Genomic DNA, 18,296 nt, shown 5'->3' with positions numbered 1-18,296 from the left:
GCCGGGCTACCTGCTGCCTGACCGCGTGCGCCGCCTCGTGCCAGGGGTGGGATTGCCGGTCTTGGCGTCCTTGCCGGCGGTGGCCCGGGCGTGGCGTCCCGCGATCTTGATGGGCTGGGCGGCTACGCGTGTTCCAGCGGCGGTGGGGCCGCCGGGCGTGCGCCGTGCCGGGCTCGCTGGTCGCAGGTGAGCGAGCCACGAGGAGATCACGGTCTCCAGGGCACTGACCCGCTCTTCGAGATCGGCGTGGCCCGCGCGCTGCTGCTCGATCAGGCCCCGAAGCCACGCCGTCGGCTTGACATGCTCGGCGGCCGCCTGCTGGCGGACCCAGTCCAGCAGCGACTTGGGAAGGCGGAGCGACGTGGTGACCATCGGGTCCTCGGCGACCTCGGTCTCCCAGTGGCCCTGCTCCATCTCGACGCTGGTGTCGTGTGTGTCGATGTAGTCCCGCAGTTCCTCGATCTTCTTCATCGCGTGCCCTCCAACGTGGGCGGGTGGTCACCGCGCCTTCCGGCGGTAGGTTCGACGCTCGCCGTCGGTCATGTCTCGGGCAGTGACGACGTAGTAGTCGTTGGTCTGCGCCTCGCTCAGCACCACAAGGAGGAACCGGCCGGCGTCCCTCCGCCCGTAAACGTATGTCGTTCCGTCCCTGCCCGTGGCGACCCAGCGCGGCCGGGTGTAGAGAACCTGCTCCACTTCGCCGGGAGTTACGCCGTGGCGGACCCAGATGTGCTCGTCCAACTCGTCCGTCCAGCGGATCTCCCGCACTCGCCTAGCATAATGCAACGCATTGCATTGTGCTAGCTACGGCTGCGCGTGCTCGTGGAGCAGCAGGAGGGTGTAGGCGGCGACTGACTGGGCGTCGCTGATCTCGCCGCGGGCGATCATCTGCTCCACCTCGGCGCGGTGGAACCACGCCGTGCGCATGTCCTGCTCCTCCGTCTCACGGTCGGGTTCGCCGTCGGTCAGCCCGGTGGCCAGGAACACCCGGCCGCGCTGGCTGGACATGCCGGGGGCCACGTCCAGCACGCCGATCTCGACCAGGTGCGCGGCGCGCAGCCCGGTCTCCTCGCGCAGCTCCCGGGCGGCCAGCTCGGCCGGATCCACGTCGGCCCGGTCCGGCGCGGTGCCCTGCGGGAACTCCCACCGCCGCATGCCCAGCGGGTAGCGGAACTGCTCGACCAGGTGCAGCCGCTCGCCGTCCAGCGGAATGATCAGCGCGTAGTGCGGCTTGTCCACCACGCCGTAGATGCCCGTGGAGCCGTCCGCGCGGCGGATCGTGTCCTCGCGCACGCTCATCCACGCGTTCGCGTACACCTGACGAGATCCGAGCGATTCCACGGCGGCTGGTCCTTCCTCGTGTCGCGCGGTGCCCGCGGACGACCGCGGTGCTTGTGGCACGCCCGCCCGCGGGTACGGGGTCGGCCGGACGCTACCTTCCGCGGCCGCTGTGGCCGCCGACACGCCGGCAGCGGGGGCGGGGGCTGCCGGCGGGGCGGCGGGGTGCCGCCGCGCGGTGCCTCTACTCTGGCCGGGTGCGCCTCGTCATCGCTCGCTGCCAGGTGGACTACGTCGGACGGCTCACCGCGCACCTGCCGATGGCTCAGCGGCTGCTGCTGATCAAGGCCGACGGTTCGGTGTCCGTGCACTCCGACGACCGCGCCTACAAGCCGCTGAACTGGATGAGTCCGCCGTGCTGGCTGACCGAGGACGACGGCCGGTGGACCGTGCAGAACAAGAGCGGCGAGAAGCTGCTGATCACCATCGATGAGGTGCTGCACGACTCCAAGCACGAGTTGGGCGTGGAGCCGGGCCTGGTCAAGGACGGTGTGGAGGCGCACCTGCAGGAGTTGCTCGCCGAGCACGTCACCACGCTCGGCGAGGGGTGGACGCTGGTGCGCCGCGAGTACCCGACCGCGATCGGCCCGGTGGACCTGATGTGCCGGGACGCCGACGGCGTCTCCGTCGCCGTGGAGATCAAGCGGCGCGGCGAGATCGACGGCGTGGAGCAGTTGACCCGCTACCTGGAACTGCTCAACCGCGACCCGCTGCTGGCTCCGGTGCGCGGCGTGTTCGCGGCCCAGCAGATCCGCCCGCAGGCCAGGACGCTGGCCGAGGACCGCGGCATCGAGTGCGTCGTGCTGGACTACGACGCCCTCCGCGGCATGGACTCGGACGAGTTCCGGCTGTTCTGACGGCCCGTTCCGGAACGGGACCGGCCTGCGACGCCGAGTCCCGGTCCCCCGCCGGCGACGCGATCGCGGCGCGCGTTCGCGGCACGGGCACGGACGCCGCTCTCGACACGCGACCGGCGGCGCGGAACCCTCGACACGCACGGCCAGGGAGCGTTGCGGCCGGGCCGCTGTGGCATCCGTGCTGCTCACCGGGCCTGTCGGTGCGGGCTCGCCCAGGTTCTCGACCGGGTGATGCGTGACACGTTGGAGTGAATTAGTATGGCCCGGCAACAAATTAGGACACAGTTCCGCTACATCGGTTCACCGCGTTGAAACTGTGCGGTAACGTGCGGCGCCGACGCGTCGTGGTTGGTCTTGTTGGATAATGTTGGACTGGAGGTGGGCTGGGTGTCCGTCCTGGCCGCAGCGAACCTCCGGCTACACGCCGGACCGCTCGACTACGTACTCCTTGTCGTCTACTTCGCGTTGGTGCTCGGCATCGGGGCGCTCGCTCGGCGCCAGGTGTCGACGAGTCTCGACTTCCTGCTCTCCGGCCGGTCGCTACCGGCCTGGATCACCGGTCTGGCCTTCATCTCGGCGAACCTCGGTGCGCTCGAGATCTTCGGCATGACCGCAAACGGCGCGCAGTACGGGTTGCCGACCGCGCACTACTACTGGATCGGCGCCATCCCGGCCATGCTCTTCCTCGGCCTGGTGATGATGCCCTTCTACTACGGCTCCAAGGTACGCAGCGTGCCGGAGTTCCTGCTTCGTCGCTTCGGTAAGGGCGCCCACCTGGTCAACGCGATCAGCTTCGCGGTGGCCCAGGTGCTGATCGCGGGCATCAACCTGTTCGCCCTGGCGAGCGTGGTCAACGTGCTGCTGGGTTGGCCGGTCTCACTGTCCATTGTGGTCGCCGGCCTGGTGGTGCTCAGCTACACCACGCTGGGTGGGCTGTCCGCCGCCATCTACAACGAGGTGCTGCAGTTCTTCGTGATCGTGGCGATGCTGCTGCCGCTGACCCTGGTCGGCCTGCACAAGGTCGGCGGTTGGAGCGGGCTGGTCAACCGGATCAACACGCTCTACCCGAGCACCGCTCACGAGCAGGTCACCTCGTGGCCGGGCGTCAACCTGACCGGCATCGGTAACTCGTTCCTGTCCGTGCTGGGCATCGTGTTCGGTCTCGGCTTCGTGCTCTCCTTCGGCTACTGGACCACGAACTTCGCCGAGGTGCAGCGCGCACTGTCCGCACGGGACATGTCGGCCGCCCGCCGCACGCCGATCATCGGCGCCTTCCCGAAGACACTGATCCCGCTGGTCATCGTGATCCCCGGAATGCTGGCCGGAGTGCTCGCGCCGGAACTGATCCAGCTCAAGCAGGGCGCCAGCGAAGCGGGCGTCACCTACAACAACGCGCTCGAACTGCTGATGCGCGACCTGCTGCCGAACGGCATGCTCGGCATCGCGATCACCGGCCTGCTCGCCTCGTTCATGGCCGGGATGGCCGCCAACATCAGTTCGCTGAACACGGTCTTCACCTACGACCTGTGGCAGGATTACATCGTCAAGGACCGTCCGGACGAGTACTACCTGCGGGTCGGCCGCACGGTCACGGTGGTCGGCACGATCATCGCGATGGGCACCGCGTTCATCGCCGGCGGCTACTCGAACCTGATGGACTACGTCCAGTCGCTGTTCTCGTTCTTCAACGCCCCGCTGTTCGCCACGTTCATCCTCGGCATGTTCTGGAAGCGGATGACGCCGGCGGCCGGCTGGTCCGGCCTGGTGCTCGGCACCGTCGCGGCGATCCTGGTCGACCTGCTCAACAAGGTGGGCGTGCTGAACCTCGCCGGCCAGGGCGCCAGCTTCGTCGGGGCGAGCGCGGCGTTCGTGGTGGACATCGCGGTCAGCGTGGCGGTGTCGCTGGCCACCCGGCCGAAGCCGGAGGCCGAACTGGCCGGGCTGGTGTGGTCGCTGACGCCGAAGGAGGCACGCCGGCACGAGACCACCGGGGAGAACGCCGGGTGGTACCGGTCGCCGGCCGTGCTCGCCGGGATCGTCGCCGTGCTGGCCATCGTGCTTAACGTGATCTTCGCCTGAGGGAGGCTGTGCCGTGAGCGAAGCGGGAACTCCGACCAAGCGAGCCGGTCTGTTCGACCTGCGCTGGGTGATCGCGCTGCTGTTCGGCTTCTACGGGATCGTGCTGCTGGTTGTCGGCATCGCCTTCACCACCGAGGCCGACACGGCGAAGGCGGGCACCAACCTGAACCTGTGGAGCGGGCTGGGCATGCTCGGCCTGGCGATCCTGTTCGCCGCGTGGGCCCAGCTCCGGCCGCTGCGGGTGCCCACCGCGGCGTCGGAGGGGGCGGCTACGGGGCCCGCCGACGACGCCGATGGCGCCGGCGAGCGGTAGGGCCGAACCGTTGGAACGGTTGGGCGCGGTGGCCCGTCAGGCCCGCCTGCGGCCGCGGCCGTGCGGGAACTGCGGGTTGAACGCCTCCAGGGTGTACGCGTCGAACCGGTTGGCCACGCGGCGGAGGCGGGTGCCGAGGCCGCGGATGGCGGCACGGCGGGAGGCGGTGTTGCCCATGGTGTTGGACACGCTTGCTCCTCTCCAGTAGTAGGTGCCGGTTGGTGGGGCGCGGGATCGCCGCGCCCCACCAGGTACATCGCCTCCGCCCTCTGGATCGTTCCCGAACCCCTCCGTGACCTCGGCCACGGCAAATGTGACCCTGTGTTACCAGCGGTTCACGGTGACCCCTGCCGACGGCCGGTCGCATTGATTACTCTTGGGTAACCGACGGGTGATCCACAGGGAGTCTCGATGACGCGGACCACGTCCCAGAGCACACCGGCGCCCCAGGAGTCGGAGAACTCCGACAAGCTGCTCTCGCTCGACCCGCGCACCGGCGAGGTGGTCGGGCGATACCCCGTCCACGGCGCCGAGGAGGTCACCGACGCGGTCCGCCGCGCCCGCGAGGCCGGCCAGTGGTGGGCCGGGCTCGGCTTCGCCGGCCGGAAGCAGCGGCTCGACGCCTGGCGCCGGCGCCTCGTCCGCCGGCTGCCCGAACTGGCCAACCTGATCAGCACGGAGACCGGCAAGCCGATCGACGACGCGCGGCTGGAACTCGTGCTCGTGGTGGACCACCTGCACTGGGCGGCACACCACGCCGAGCGGGTGCTGCGCCGCCGCCGGGTCTCGCCCGGCCTGCTGATGTACAACCACGCGGCCACGCTGGAGTACCAGCCGCTGGGCGTGGTCGGTGTGATCGGGCCGTGGAACTACCCGGCCTTCACCCCGATGGGCTCGATCGCCTACGCGCTCGCCGCCGGCAACGCGGTGGTGTTCAAGCCCAGCGAGTACACCCCCGGCGTGGGCACCTGGCTGGCCGACACCTTCGCCGAGGTGGTCCCCGAGCATCCGGTGTTCCGCGTGGTCACCGGGTACGGCGAGACCGGCGCGGCGCTGTGCCGGTCCGGAGTGGACAAACTGGCGTTCACCGGCTCCACGGCCACCGGCAAGCGGGTGATGGCGGCATGCGCGGAGACCCTGACCCCGGTGCTGGTCGAGTGCGGCGGCAAGGACGCGCTCATCGTGGACGCCGACGCCGACCTGGAGGCGGCCGCGGACGCGGCGGTCTGGGGCGGCATGGCCAACGCCGGCCAGACCTGCGTCGGGGTCGAGCGGGTGTACGTGGTCGACGCGGTGGCCGACCGGTTCCTCGACCTCGTCGCCCAGCGGGCGCGCCGGCTCCGCGCCGGCGGCCAGGACGGCGCCGACCTCGGCCCGATCACCATGCCGTCCCAGGTGGACGTCATCCGCGGGCACATCCAGGCCGCCCTGGACGCCGGTGCCCGCGCGGTGGTCGGCGGGCTGGACTCGGTGCGCGCGCCGTACGTCGAGCCGGTGGTGCTCACCGACGTGCCGGAGGACTGCGCCGCGGTCCGCGACGAGACCTTCGGGCCCACCATCACCGTCAACCGGGTCCGCGACGTGGCGGAGGCGCTGCGGCTGGCCAACGGCACCCGCTACGGCCTGGCCGCCGCGGTGTTCTCCCGGTCCCGTGGCGAGGAACTGGCCCGCCGGCTGCGCGCCGGAATGGTGTCGGTGAACTCGGTGATCTCCTTCGCCGCGGTGCCCGCGCTGCCGTTCGGCGGGGTCGGCGACTCCGGCTTCGGCCGCATCCACGGCGAGGACGGGCTGCGCGAGTTCGCCAGGCCGCAGGCGGTGACCCGGCGCCGGTTCGGCGCGCTACTGGAGCCGATGAGCTTCTCCCGCGGCACGCACACGGTGCGACAACTGCTCCGCCTGGTGCGGCTGCGCTACGGCCGCTGAGCGACCCACCAGTCACCGGCCAGTCGCCCGGCGCGGCGGTGCTTTCCCCGCTCGGCCAAGCACGGTAGGAAAGGCTCAGCGAGTCGAGGACGATCCGTACCGGAGGCCGGCCATGAAGAAGATCATCAATGATCCGGCGACCGTGGTGGCCGACTCCCTGCGAGGCATGGCGGCCGCGCACCCCGAGTTGCTCCGGGTCAGCACCAAGCCGGCCGTGGTGGCGCGGGCCGACGCCCCGGTGCGCGGCAAGGTGGCGGTGGTGTCCGGCGGCGGCTCCGGCCACGAACCCCTGCACGCCGGCTTCGTCGGTCCGGGCATGCTCGACGCCGCCTGCCCGGGCGCGGTGTTCACCTCGCCCACCCCGGACCAGGTGCAGGCCGCGGTGTCCCAGGTGGACGGTGGTGCCGGGGTGCTGCTGGTGGTGAAGAACTACACCGGTGACGTGCTCAACTTCGACACCGCCGCGGAACTCGCCGCCGCCGAGGGTGGGGACGTGCGCAGCGTGGTGATCGACGACGACGTGGCGGTGAAGGACTCCCTCTACACCGCCGGCCGGCGCGGGGTCGGCGGCACCGTGCTACTGGAGAAGATCGTCGGCGCCGCCGCCGACCGCAAGGTTGACCTGGACGGCTGCGAGGCACTGGCCCGCCGGGTGATCGCCAACGTGCGCTCCATGGGTATGGCGCTCACCGGCTGCACCGTGCCGCACGTCGGCGAGCCGACCTTTACCCTGGCCGAGGACGAGATGGAGATCGGTATCGGCATCCACGGCGAGCCGGGCCGGGAGCGGATGCCGGCGGAGAACGCCGACGGTATCGTGCGGCGGCTGCTCGAGCCCGTGCTGGAGGATCTGCCGTTCCGCGAGGGTGACCGGGCGCTGCTGTTCACCAACTCGATGGGCGGCACCCCGCTGATCGAGTTGTACCTGGCGCACGGCATCGCGGAGCGGCTGCTCGCCGAGCGCGGCATCCGGGTCGAGCGGCGGCTGGTCGGGCCGTTCATCACCAGCCTGGAGATGCAGGGCATGAGCATCACGCTGCTCAAGCTGGACGACGAGATGATCGAACTGTGGGACGCCCCGGTGCACACCGCGGCGCTGCGGTGGGGAGCCTGACAGCGTGTCCCGGAACAGGGCTGGCCTGCGATGATGAGCACGGGAACGCGCCAGGGCGAAGCCCCGCGATCGCGCGGGCGGGGCGGCTCATCAGCCACGACGGGAATGCCATGTCCCGGTCGCGCCGCGGCGACGCGCTCGCGGCGCGCGTTCAGGAAGGGGCACTGAGCATGGGCTGCGCCACCGAGGACGTGATCGCCGCTCTGCGCCGCGTGAACGAGGTGATCGCCGAGCACCGCGACGAACTCGTCGACCTGGACCGGGAGATCGGCGACGGCGACCACGGCGAGAACATGCGCCGCGGCTTCGAGGCCGTGATGTCCAAGCTGGACATGTCCGAACTGGACACTCCCGGTGCGGTGCTCAAGCTCACTGCCACCACGCTGATCTCCACCGTGGGCGGCGCGGCGGGCCCGCTGTACGGCACGGCGTTCCTGCGCGCGGCCAACGCGGTCGGCGCCGCCACGGAACTGTCCGCCGGTGAGGTGGCCGCCGCGCTGCGCGCCGCGTGCGAGGGCGTCGTCGCCAGGGGCAAGGCGGAGATCGGCGACAAGACCATGGTGGACGCGTTGCAGCCGGCGGTGCGGGCGGCGGAGACGGCGATGGCCGACGCCGCGGCACTGTCGGCCGCCTCGGCGGGAGGAAGTACCTCGGCGGGCGGTGACGGCGTGCCCGCCGTCCTCGCTGCCGCGGCCGACGCGGCGGAGGTCGGCGCGGAGTCCACCGTGCCGCTCGTCGCCCGCAAGGGCCGCGCCTCCTACCTCGGCGAGCGCAGCGCCGGGCACCTGGACCCCGGCGCCAGGTCCGCCGCGCTGCTGCTGCGCGCGCTGGCCGACGCCGCCCGGAAGGCCGCGGGCGGGGAGGCCCCCTGATGCGTGCGTCAAGCCGCGACGCCCCGGGCGACCACGGCGCGCGCCCTGCCTTCAGCCGGCCGCATCCCGCCGACGCGGTCGCGGTGGCGCACGAAGCCGCGCAGAACGGAGGCGCGCCATGAGCCGGGTCGGCCTGGTCATCGTCGCGCACAGCGCGCGGCTCGCCGAGGGCGTGGTGGAACTCGCCGCGCAGATGGCGCCGGAGGTGACCGTGCTCGCCGCCGGCGGGATGGACGACGGCGGCCTGGGCACCTCCTTCGACAAGGTCACCGGCGCGGTCGCCGAGGCGGATTCGGGCGCCGGTGTGCTGCTGCTCTACGACCTGGGCAGCGCGCAGATGACGGCGGAGCTCGCGGTGGAGTCGCTGGCCGACCCGGACCGGGCGCGGCTGGTGAACGCCCCGCTGGTCGAGGGCGCGGTGGCGGCCGCCGTGGCCGCCCAGGGCGGCGCCGACCTGCCCGCGGTGGCCTCCGCCGCCGAGGCGGCCGGGGCCGGCGCCGAGGCGGCCGCCGAACCGGCCCCCGCCGGTCCCACGGAGAGCACCGACGTGCTGCTGACCAACGAGGTCGGGCTGCACGCCCGGCCGGCGGCCCTGCTCGCCCGGTCCATCGCCCACCTGGACGCCGAGGTGACGGTCCGCTACGGCGATCAGGAGGTGGACGCCAGAAGTGTGCTGGCGCTGATGGGCCTGGGCGCGCGCGCCGGGGACACGGTGACCGTGACCGCCACCGGTCGGGACGCCAAGGACGCCCTGCGCCGCATCACCAACCTCGCGGAACGCCGGTTCGACGAGTAACCTCCGGGCCGCGCCGTCCGGCGGTCACCAACGCCGCCGTGACGGCCGGTGTGGCATATCGCACCCAGAGGCCCTCAGCGAGGGTTGTTCACGACCGGCCCAGCGACCCCGGGCCGCCGGGCCCGGGCGAGCGGCCGGTGTGGTGACGGACGCGACGGACAGCGCGGGGGCTGAACAACCCGAGCGTTCGGAGAAAGCAGCACGAAACTGGCTCGATCCGGTGGCGAACCTCACCTGGTCAATCGCCGCACGCGTGGGAAGATGCCCGCAAGTTACCGGCGCGTAGCAACACATCGGTAACGAGTCCGGCGGCAACGCCGGACAGCGCCGTAACAAGCTCGGTAACGAACGAGCGGTCGCACGTGACGAGCCCTCAAGGACGCGGGAGGTTGGTCTTGGCTCGCGAGTTCTCCACGGTCGGCGTCGTCGGCCTCGGCACCATGGGTTCCGGCATCGCCGAGGTGCTGGCCCGCAACGGCTTGCGGGTGATCGCGGTCGAAGTCGACGAGGCCGGCATCACCCGGGGGCTCGGCCACATCGAGCACTCCACCAACCGGGCCGTGCAGCGCGGCAAGTTGGACGAGTCCGGTAAGGCCGAGTTGCTCGACCGCATCTCCACCACCACCCGGCTCGCCGACGTCGCCGACGCCGACCTGGTGATCGAGGCGGTCCCGGAGCACCTGGACCTCAAGGCGGAGGTGTTCGCCGAACTGGACCGGGTGTGCCGGCCGGACGCCATCCTCGCCTCGAACACCTCGTCGCTGTCGGTCACCGAGATCGGCGTGCACACCGGCCGGCCGGGCAAGGTCGTCGGCATGCACTTCTTCAATCCGGCCCCGGTGCTCAAGTTGGTCGAGGTGGTGCGCACCGTGGTCACCGAACCGGACGTGGTGGACGACGTGGTGGCGTTCGCCAGGAGCATCGGCAAGGAGCCGGTGGTGATCGGCGACCGGGCCGGATTCATCGCGAACGCGCTGCTGTTCGGCTACCTCAACCATGCGGTGCGGATGTACGAGCAGCGCTACGCCAGCCGGGAGGATCTGGACGCGGCGATGCGGCTGGGCTGCGGCTACCCGATGGGGCCGCTGGCCCTGCTGGACCTGATCGGTCTGGACACCGCGTACGAGATCCTCGACACGATGTACCACCAGTCGCGGAACCGGCTGCACGCACCCGCGCCGATGCTCAAGCAGATGATCACTGCGGGCCTGCTCGGGCGGAAGTCCGGCCGCGGCTTCTACACCTACGACGCGCCCGACTCGCCGAACGTGGTGCCGGACGCCCTCACCCCGAGCGGGGCCGACGAGGGCGCGGCCGCGCGCGATGTGCAGCGGGTGGGCGTGGTCGGCACCGGAACCATGGCCACCGGCATCACCGAGGTCTTCGCCAAGGCCGGGTTCGACGTGGTGCTGCGCGGTCGCAGCGAGGCGAAGGTCAAAGGCGCCGTCGACAAGATCCGCAAGTCGCTGGAGAAGGCGGTGGTGCGCGGCCGGCTGTCCGAGGAGGACCGGGACGCCGCGCTGGCCCGCATCCAGGGCGCGGTCGAGTTCGAGGAACTGGCCGACTGCGACCTGGTGGTCGAGGCGGTGGCCGAGGAACTGGACGTCAAGAGGGTCGTCTTCGAGACCCTGGACGAGGTGTGCAAGCCCGGTGCCGTGCTGGCCACCACCACGTCCTCGCTGCCCGTGGTGGAGTGCGCCGCCGCCACCTCTCGGCCCCGCGACGTGATCGGCATGCACTTCTTCAACCCGGCCCAGGTGATGAAGCTGGTCGAGGTGGTGTCCACCATCCTCACCTCGGCCGACACGGTGGCCACCACCCGGGCGGTCTGCAAGAAGCTGCGCAAGCACCCGGTGGACTGCGGCGACCGAGCCGGATTCATCGTCAACGCGCTGCTGTTCCCGTACCTCAACGACGCGGTGAAGATGCTGGAGGCGCACTACGCCGACGCGGACGACATCGACACCGCGATGAAGGTCGGCTGCGGCCTGCCGATGGGGCCGTTCGAACTGCTCGACGTGGTCGGCCTGGACGTGTCCCTGGCCATCGAGCGCACGCTCTACGCGGAGTTCCGCGAGCCGGGGTTCGCGCCTGCCCCGCTGCTGGAGCACCTGGTCACCGCGGGCCGGTTGGGTCGTAAGAGCGGGAAGGGCTTCCGCGACTACACGGCGGCCTGAGCCGCGCCGGATGGGCTCCCGCGAGCGCCCGCGTGCCGAGCACGGCACGCGGGCGCTCGCCGGTCGGGGCCGGGCTTAGCCGCCGCAGCAGGCACCGCCGCAGCAGCCGCCGGTCGGCGCCGCCGCGGGGGCGGCGCCGCGTCCGGAGCCGCCTCGTCCCGTGATCGCGATCGTGGTCAGCAGCTTGACCGTGTCGGAGTGGCCGGCGGGGCACCGGGCCGGCTGGCCGGCATCCTTGATCGGGCGCTTGACCTCGAACTGCTCGGTGCACTCGCGGCAGCGATAGGCGTATGTGGGCACGCCCCATTGTCGCCCGGCGGCGACGGTCCCGGCCACCGCGCCGGCCGCGCACGCCGGGGACTGCCGGCCGGCCCGGGTGACCCCGCCGGCCGTGACCCGGTTACCGTGCTGTTCGTGCCCCGCCGTCACCGCCCGCGGTCCCGGCGCTCGGGTTCGGACACCCGAGACGCCGGCCGCCAGCCGCTGAGCGCGGGACTCGGCTGGCCGGAACGGGAGAGCGCACCGGACGGCGAGTGGCTGGTCCGCAGGGTGCCCGGGTCGCGGGCCACGAAGTTCTACCGCTGCCCCGGCTGCGACCACGAGATCGTGCCCGGCACCGCCCACGTGGTCACCTGGCCGGCCGAGGAGTGGGGCTCGGTGGCGGACCGCCGGCACTGGCACAGCCACTGCTGGGCCGCGCGCGGTCGCCGCGGCCCGACCGCACGCCGCTGGTGACCGCCGGCGATCTCGGTGGTTACGCTGCCGGTGAGCGGGAGGTGACGAGCGTCGCGGCCGGACGGCCACGCGTGGCGCACCTCGGATGGCAGGATCGGTGCCGATGAATCCGGCAGAGACAGTGCAGATCCGGGCCAACACCGTGCTCCCGGCCCGCCGGGAGCCGATCGAGCTGCACACCGCGGACGGCCTGCGGCTGATCGGTGAGCTGGCACTGCCGCCGGAGCGGCAGCCGCGCGCCACGCTGGTGTGCCTGCACCCGCTGCCCACCCACGGCGGCATGATGGACTCCCACCTCTACCGCAAGGCGGCCTGGCGGCTACCGGCGCTGGCCGACCTCGCGGTGCTCCGGTTCAACACCCGGGGCACGGCCAGCGAGGCCGGCCGCAGCGAGGGCCGGTTCGACAACGCGGTCGGCGAGCGGTTCGACGTGGCCGCCGCGCTGGAGTACGCGGAGTTCCACGACCTGCCGGAGGTGTGGCTGGTCGGCTGGTCGTTCGGCACCGACCTGGCGCTGATGCACGGCTGCGACCCGCTGGTGCGGGGCGCCGTGCTGATCTCCCCGCCGTTGCGCTTCACCAAGCCGGAACATCTGGCCGTCTGGGCGGAGTCCGGTAAGCCGGTGGTCTGCCTGGTGCCCGAGTTCGACGACTACCTGCGGCCGGCCGAGGCGCGTCGCCGGTTCGCCGCGGTCCCGCAGGCCAAGGTGATCGACTTCCCGGGTGCCAAGCACCTGTTCGTCGGGCACGCCGACGCCGTGCTGGACGCCGTGGTGGCCGCCGTCGCACCGCGGGTGGCCACGCCGCTGCCGCGCACCTGGACCGGCCGGTACGAGACCCGCCAGGTGACTATCGTCGAGTCCTGAGCCCCCGCGTCGTTCGGCCGGACGGGGACGGCGGCACGATGAGGGTGTGCACTACATCGACTCCGGATCAGGAACCCCCCTCGTGCTGCTGCACGCCTATCCCGTCGACTCGCGCATGTGGGACGACGTCCGGCCCGGACTCGCCGGGCAGGCCAGGCTGATCACCCCGGACCAGCGTGGCCTGGGCCGCAGCCCGCTGGACGGCGGCGGCCCGAACGGCGGTGGCACGGTGCCGCGGCCCGACCTCTCCGTGGTGGCCGCGGACGTGCTCGCGTTGCTGGACAGGCTGGGACTGGACCGCGTCGTGCTCGGCGGCTGCTCGATGGGTGGCTACGCGGCCATGGCCGTGCTGCGTGCCGCCCCGGAGCGGATCGCCGGCCTGCTGCTGGTGAACACCAAGGCGTCCGCGGACACCGAGGAGGCGCGGGCGACTCGCCTGTCGGTGGCCGAGCGGGCCGAGGCCGAGGGCGGCCGCGGCTGGCTCGCCGAATCCATGCTGCCGAAACTGCTCGGCACCACCACGACGACCCGCCGGCCGGACGTGGTCGACACGGTACGCGGCATGATCGACGGGCAGCCCGCCGCCGGGGTAGCCTGGGCGCAGCGCGCGATGGCCGCCCGCCCCGACTCGTCCGACGCGCTGCGCGCGGCCGGCGTGCCCGCCCTCGTCGTGACGGGAGATGAGGACACCGTGGTGCCGCCGCACCTGTCCCGCGAGATGGCCGGCCTGCTGCCGCGCGCGGAATACGTCGAGTTGCCCGGCTGCGGTCACCTGCCACCCGTGGAGGACGCGCACAGCTTCGTCCGCACGGTCCTGGACTGGCTGCCCACCGTCGGCTGATCCATCAGGGGCGGGGCCCGGCCGGCACGCGCCGACCGGGCCCCACCGGTGTTCGCCGTCAGCGCTTGCCGCGCGGCCCCGACGCGAGCGGATGGCGCAGCTTCTTGGTCGGCGTGTCCTGGCCCTGGCCGCCACCCCTGCCGCCGCGCTGCTGCGCCTGGCTGCCCCGGTTGGCCTGCTGGCCGCCCTCCCCGGAGGGCCCCTGAGTGTCGCTGCCCTGCGACACCGGCGGCATCTGCTTGGTGCCCGTGCCGCCCGGCGTGACCGGGTGCATCCGCCGGGTCTGCTCCTGCCGGGCCGGCCGCTGCGCCGTGGACTGCTGGGCACTCGGTTGCTGAGAGCTGGACTGCTGGGCGTTCGACGGCTGGGCCCGCCGCTGGTCGTCACGCTGCGACGGGGCCTGGTCGCCGGTGGCCGCGCCCGTGCTCTCCGCGGTGTCCCCGCTGTCCGCCGCTGCCTTGCCGCCGGCCGGCGCCGAGGCTAACGACGACGTCGTGGCCGGCACCTCGGCCGCCGTTTCGGCCGACTCGGCGGGCTCGGAACCCGCCGAGCGGGACTCGGCGGGCTCGGACTTCGCCGCGGCCGGCCTGCCGGACTTGGGACGCGGGATGAACTCCGTGGTCTCGTCGGTCTCGCCCTCGGCCGGCTGGTCCTCGTCCAACTGGTCGAACAGCGGGCTGGCGTCCTGCATCAGCCGCCGCGCGGTCTGCAGGTGGCCGACCATGCGCTCGCGGAGCTGGCGCAGCTCCGCCAGCTCCTTGGTGGCCTTCTCCCTGCGGCGGTTGACCTCCTCGGTGGCCTCCCGGACCATCCGCTCGGACTTGTTGGTGGCGTCCCGGACGCGCCGGTCGGCCTCGTCCGCGGCCTCCTGCAACCGTGCGGTGGCCTCCGCCATCGAGTCGTGCCGCCGGCGGTTGACCTCCTCGGTCACCTCGCGGCGCAACCGGGCGGCCTCCTCGGTGGCCTCCCGAACCTGCTGCTCGGCCCGCTGGGTGGCCTCGCGCAGCCGCTGCTCCGCGGTCTGCTCGGCCTCGGCGAGCTGCCGCTCGGCCTTCTCGGTGGCCTCGCGGACCAGGCGGTTGGCTTCTTCGGTCGCTTCGCGGACGAGTCGTTCGGCTTCGGTCTTGCTGCTGGCCTGCTCGTCGTTGATCTCTCGGCGGATCCGGGCGGCCTCCTCGGTGGCCTCGGCGAGCTGCCGCTCGGCCTTCTCGGTGGCCTCGCGGACCAGGCGGTTGGCTTCTTCGGTCGCTTCGCGGACGAGTCGTTCGGCTTCGGTCTTGCTGCTGGCCCGCTCGTCGTTGATCTCCCGGCGGATCCGGGCCGCCTCGTCGGCGGCCTCCCGCAGCCGGCGCTCCGCCTCGGCCTTGCTGGCCGCCTCCTGCTCGGCGAGCGTGCGCATGGCCTCGTTGCGCCGGGAGGCCATCGCGATCTCGAAGTCCTCCTCGACCTGGTTGCGCCGCCGCTCGGCCTCGGCGTCCAGCCGCCTGCGCTCCTCCTCGGCCTGCTTGAGTAGCGCCTCGGCGTCGGCTCGGCCCTTGTCCAGCACGTGCTGGTGCTCGGCCTCCATCTCGGAGCGCCGCCGGTCCAGCTCGGCGATCATCTGCTCGTACCGGGAGCGCAGCGCGTTCGCGTCGGACTCCGCTTTCGCCCGGATGTGGTCGGCCTCGGCGTCGGCCCTGGCCTTGGTCTCGCTGGCTTCCTCCTGGGCGAGCCGAAGCATGCGCTGCAACCGCTCGCTCAGCCCTTCCAGGGTGGTCGGGGGCAGGGACAGCCGCTCGATCTGGCCCTTGAGCTTCTCGATCTCCGATCTCGCCGCCTCGAGTTGGCGGGCAAGATCATGGGCCTGGGACACCACCGCGTCGCGATCGGCGGCCAGCAGCCGGAGATCGGTATCGAGGCGTTCGAGATGCTCCTCGACCTGTTGGCGGTCGTAGCCGCGCTTGACGATGTCGAAGCCGGATCCGAGGGGAACGAGGTCACGGTCGTCGGCGAGGCGCATATCTTCACGCTACCCGGATATGCGCGCCGGCCGGCGGGTGCACGCCGGCCGACACGGCGATGGATTGCTGGACAATGCTCTCCGTTATACACCCGGCAAGCTGCGCGCCCCGCCGACGCGTCGGTGACCGATCACCGTGCCGGACGCCGGCCGAACGTGCTCAGACGCCGCGGAACCGGTTGATCTTGTCCACGTGCTGCGCGCGGAACTCCTGGTCGCGCACGCCCAGACCTTCCTGCGGGGCAAGGCAGAGCACGCCGACCTTGCCCTGGTGCAGGTTCTGGTGCACGTCGTTGGCGGCCTGCCCGGTCTGCTCCAACGGGTACACCTTGGACACTGTCGGGTGGATCTTGCCCTTGGCGATCAACCGGTTCGCCTCCCATGCCTCGCGGTAGTTGGCGAAGTGCGAGCCGATGATCCGCTTGAGGTTCATCCACAGGTAACGGTTGTCGTAGGTGTGCATGTAGCCGCTGGTCGACGCGCAGGTGACGATCGTGCCGCCCTTCCGGGCCACATACACGCTCGCGCCGAAGGTCTCCCGGCCGGGGTGCTCGAAGACGATGTCCGGGTCCTCACCGCCGGTCAGCTCGCGGATCTTCGTGCCGAACCGCTTCCACTCCTTCGGGTCCTGGTTCTGCTCGTCCTTCCAGAACCGGTAACCCTCCGCGTTCCGGTCGATGATCAGCTCGGCACCCATCTTGCGGCAGATCTCCGCCTTGGTCGGGCTGGACACCACGCACACCGGGATGGCACCGCCGTTCAGCGCGAACTGCGTGGCGTAGGAGCCGAGGCCGCCGGAGGCGCCCCAGATCAGCACCACGTCGCCCTGCTTCATGTTCGCGCCGTTGACCGACACGAGCTGGCGGTAGGCGGTGGAGTTGACCAGCCCGGGGGAGGCGGCCTCCTCCCAGGTCAGGTGGGCCGGCTTCGGCATCAACTGGTTTGCCTTGACCAGCGCGATCTCGGCGAGGCCGCCGTAGTTCGTTTCGAAGCCCCAGATCCGCTGCTCCGAGTCGAGCATCGTGTCGTTGTGCCCGTCCGGGCTCTCCAGGCTGACGTCCAGGCAGTGTGCGACCACCTCGTCGCCGGGCTTCCACGCGTTCACGCCGGGACCGGTGCGCAGCACCACCCCGGCCAGGTCGGAGCCGACCACGTGGAACGGCTGGTCGTGCCGGGCGGCCAGCGGGGAGGTCTTGCCGTAGCGCTTGAGGAAGGCGAATGTGGGGACCGGCTCGAAGATCGACGTCCACACGGTGTTGTAGTTGATCGCCGAGGCCATCACGGCGACCAGGGCCTCGCCGGGCCCCAGCTCCGGCGTGGCGATCTCGTCCACGTGCAGCGACCGGCGCGGGTCCTTCTCCTTGTGCGGGACGCCGTCGAACATGTTGACCTCGTCCGCGTGCACGGTCACCCCCCGGTAGCTCTCCGGCACGGGCAGGGAGCCGATGGCGTCCAGCTCGTCGGCGAGGATCGCGTCGAGGATTTTCTGCACGGCGGGTACCTCCGGGCGGCTTTCGTCTTCGCGGATATGGCGTCTTCGCGGCTGTGGCTCCGCGGCCGTGTGGTCATGGCCGTTGTTCCGGGTTGGCGTGGCCGGCCCCGGGTGGCCTCGTTCGCTGCGCGGATGGCTGCAGGTGGCGGAATGTTACTGGTCAGTAAACGATCCAGTGGTCGCGCTGTGAGCGATGGCACCCAGGTTTTCCACCATAGGGCGAGCGCTCCCGCCCGCCACAGGGTCGTACGGCTCGCAACAGGGCCTTGACCGGCCGGCCAACCAAGGCGGATGATGATGCCGCTTCCTCTGTCGTTTTCCTCTCCTTCCCTTTCGGGCGGGGGACTCCAGGACCGGAGGTGATGGTGATGGCTGAGTCGACGGACAGGGCGACGGCCAGGCCATGGACCAGGTGGCAGGACTGGGCGGCCGTCGTTCTCGGGGTGGTGTTGGCCCTCTCGCCGCTGGCGGTCAGCACGACGACGGGGGCGATGTGGACGATGATCGTCCTCGGTGTGCTGCTCGCCGCGTCCGGCCTGTGGTCGCTGGCCATGCCGGGCTCGGTGACCAGCGAGGGCGTCCACATGGTGCTCGGCGTGCTGATGTTCATCTCCCCGTGGGTGATGGGCTACAGCTCGATGCAGGGCGCGTCGTGGACGTCGTGGGTCATTGGCGTGCTGGCCGTGATCGCCGGGGCGGCGGCGCTGCCAGCCGCGAACACCGCGCATCACGGGCTGGCCGGGCAGCACTGACCGGACCGAGCAGACTGGCCAGATCCGGCCGGACCGATCTGCCGGGTCGGTCGGGTGGCCCGGTCGAGCCGGTCACCCTGGAGCGTTGCGCACCCGAGTCCCGAGAATCGTGTTCCATGGAAGGAGGCCGGGTGCGCAACGCG

General features: G+C 71.6%; 19 protein-coding genes. 12 read left to right on the top strand and 7 right to left on the bottom strand.

The annotated features are described in order from the left end of the window. Positions 1-6 precede the first annotated feature (6 nt). From FFT21_RS20025 to FFT21_RS20015, 3 genes are read right to left on the bottom strand one after another with little or no spacing between them, the layout of a single operon-like run. Positions 7-471: a hypothetical protein gene (locus FFT21_RS20025; protein WP_137815440.1), complete on the bottom strand. Its 465-nt coding sequence runs from the start codon at positions 469-471 to the stop codon at positions 7-9. Between the two features lie 27 nt (positions 472-498). Beyond that, complete coding sequence (locus tag FFT21_RS20020) at positions 499-768, bottom strand: BrnT family toxin (protein WP_137815439.1); 270 nt, start codon at positions 766-768, stop codon at positions 499-501. A 36-nt stretch (positions 769-804) separates the two neighbouring features. Continuing rightward, on the bottom strand, positions 805-1,341 hold the full coding sequence (locus tag FFT21_RS20015) for an NUDIX domain-containing protein (protein ID WP_137815438.1): 537 nt from the start codon (positions 1,339-1,341) through the stop codon (positions 805-807). A 194-nt stretch (positions 1,342-1,535) separates the two neighbouring features. Between FFT21_RS20015 and nucS the strand changes: the two genes are divergently transcribed. The 3 genes from nucS to FFT21_RS20000 all read left to right on the top strand — a co-directional run bounded on the left by nucS (position 1,536) and on the right by FFT21_RS20000 (position 4,587). Beyond that, complete coding sequence (nucS, locus tag FFT21_RS20010; protein WP_137815437.1) at positions 1,536-2,195, top strand: endonuclease NucS; 660 nt, start codon at positions 1,536-1,538, stop codon at positions 2,193-2,195. Between the two features lie 387 nt (positions 2,196-2,582). Beyond that, complete coding sequence (locus FFT21_RS20005; protein WP_137815436.1) at positions 2,583-4,274, top strand: sodium:solute symporter family protein; 1,692 nt, start codon at positions 2,583-2,585, stop codon at positions 4,272-4,274. Positions 4,275-4,287: 13 nt separating this feature from the next. Further along, positions 4,288-4,587: a hypothetical protein gene (locus FFT21_RS20000; protein ID WP_137815435.1), complete on the top strand. Its 300-nt coding sequence runs from the start codon at positions 4,288-4,290 to the stop codon at positions 4,585-4,587. 36 nt (positions 4,588-4,623) lie between these two features. On the opposite strand, the gene FFT21_RS28890 is transcribed toward FFT21_RS20000, so the two are convergent. Next, positions 4,624-4,776 (bottom strand): hypothetical protein, encoded by a 153-nt coding sequence (locus FFT21_RS28890; RefSeq protein WP_153816564.1) that lies wholly within the window; start codon positions 4,774-4,776, stop codon positions 4,624-4,626. Positions 4,777-4,998: 222 nt separating this feature from the next. Here FFT21_RS28890 and FFT21_RS19995 point away from each other — a divergent pair, with 222 nt between their 5' ends. The 5 genes from FFT21_RS19995 to FFT21_RS19975 all read left to right on the top strand — a co-directional run bounded on the left by FFT21_RS19995 (position 4,999) and on the right by FFT21_RS19975 (position 11,469). After that, a complete protein-coding gene (locus FFT21_RS19995; protein WP_137815434.1) occupies positions 4,999-6,510 on the top strand; it encodes an aldehyde dehydrogenase family protein in 1,512 nt (503 codons plus the stop codon). A 112-nt stretch (positions 6,511-6,622) separates the two neighbouring features. After that, a complete protein-coding gene (dhaK, locus tag FFT21_RS19990) occupies positions 6,623-7,624 on the top strand; it encodes a dihydroxyacetone kinase subunit DhaK (protein ID WP_137815433.1) in 1,002 nt (333 codons plus the stop codon). Positions 7,625-7,794: 170 nt separating this feature from the next. Then, entirely contained in the window at positions 7,795-8,496 is a 702-nt protein-coding gene (gene dhaL / locus FFT21_RS19985) for a dihydroxyacetone kinase subunit DhaL (RefSeq protein ID WP_137815484.1), read from the top strand. Between the two features lie 118 nt (positions 8,497-8,614). Then, positions 8,615-9,292, top strand: coding sequence for a dihydroxyacetone kinase phosphoryl donor subunit DhaM (gene dhaM, locus FFT21_RS19980; protein ID WP_137815432.1), 678 nt, complete (start codon positions 8,615-8,617; stop codon positions 9,290-9,292). A 395-nt stretch (positions 9,293-9,687) separates the two neighbouring features. Next, positions 9,688-11,469 (top strand): 3-hydroxyacyl-CoA dehydrogenase family protein, encoded by a 1,782-nt coding sequence (locus FFT21_RS19975; RefSeq protein WP_137815481.1) that lies wholly within the window; start codon positions 9,688-9,690, stop codon positions 11,467-11,469. Between the two features lie 75 nt (positions 11,470-11,544). On the opposite strand, the gene FFT21_RS19970 is transcribed toward FFT21_RS19975, so the two are convergent. Continuing rightward, positions 11,545-11,769: an FmdB family zinc ribbon protein gene (locus tag FFT21_RS19970; protein ID WP_137815482.1), complete on the bottom strand. Its 225-nt coding sequence runs from the start codon at positions 11,767-11,769 to the stop codon at positions 11,545-11,547. 114 nt (positions 11,770-11,883) lie between these two features. Here FFT21_RS19970 and FFT21_RS19965 point away from each other — a divergent pair, with 114 nt between their 5' ends. From FFT21_RS19965 to FFT21_RS19955, 3 genes are all read left to right on the top strand, one after another. Then, entirely contained in the window at positions 11,884-12,204 is a 321-nt protein-coding gene (locus FFT21_RS19965; RefSeq protein ID WP_192909648.1) for an Rv1322 family protein, read from the top strand. A 103-nt stretch (positions 12,205-12,307) separates the two neighbouring features. Beyond that, entirely contained in the window at positions 12,308-13,069 is a 762-nt protein-coding gene (locus tag FFT21_RS19960; protein WP_137815431.1) for an alpha/beta hydrolase, read from the top strand. A 46-nt stretch (positions 13,070-13,115) separates the two neighbouring features. Next, positions 13,116-13,910: an alpha/beta fold hydrolase gene (locus FFT21_RS19955; RefSeq protein WP_137815430.1), complete on the top strand. Its 795-nt coding sequence runs from the start codon at positions 13,116-13,118 to the stop codon at positions 13,908-13,910. A 58-nt stretch (positions 13,911-13,968) separates the two neighbouring features. Here the strand turns inward: FFT21_RS19955 and FFT21_RS30560 are convergent, their stop codons facing one another. Together FFT21_RS30560 and ccrA are read right to left on the bottom strand one after the other, a co-directional pair. Continuing rightward, positions 13,969-15,909: a polarized growth protein Scy-related protein gene (locus FFT21_RS30560; RefSeq protein ID WP_137815429.1), complete on the bottom strand. Its 1,941-nt coding sequence runs from the start codon at positions 15,907-15,909 to the stop codon at positions 13,969-13,971. Between the two features lie 160 nt (positions 15,910-16,069). Then, complete coding sequence (gene ccrA / locus FFT21_RS19945) at positions 16,070-17,401, bottom strand: crotonyl-CoA carboxylase/reductase (RefSeq protein WP_137815428.1); 1,332 nt, start codon at positions 17,399-17,401, stop codon at positions 16,070-16,072. A 368-nt stretch (positions 17,402-17,769) separates the two neighbouring features. Between ccrA and FFT21_RS19940 the strand changes: the two genes are divergently transcribed. Beyond that, entirely contained in the window at positions 17,770-18,153 is a 384-nt protein-coding gene (locus FFT21_RS19940; protein WP_137815427.1) for an SPW repeat protein, read from the top strand. The last annotated feature ends 143 nt before the right edge of the window (positions 18,154-18,296 follow it).

Origin of the sequence: Gandjariella thermophila, assembly GCF_005405885.1 — a bacterium.
GTDB classification, from domain to species: Bacteria; Actinomycetota; Actinomycetes; order Mycobacteriales; family Pseudonocardiaceae; genus Gandjariella; species Gandjariella thermophila.
Note: the sequence above shows the minus strand (reverse complement) of the source record. Positions and strands in the feature narration are given on the sequence as shown.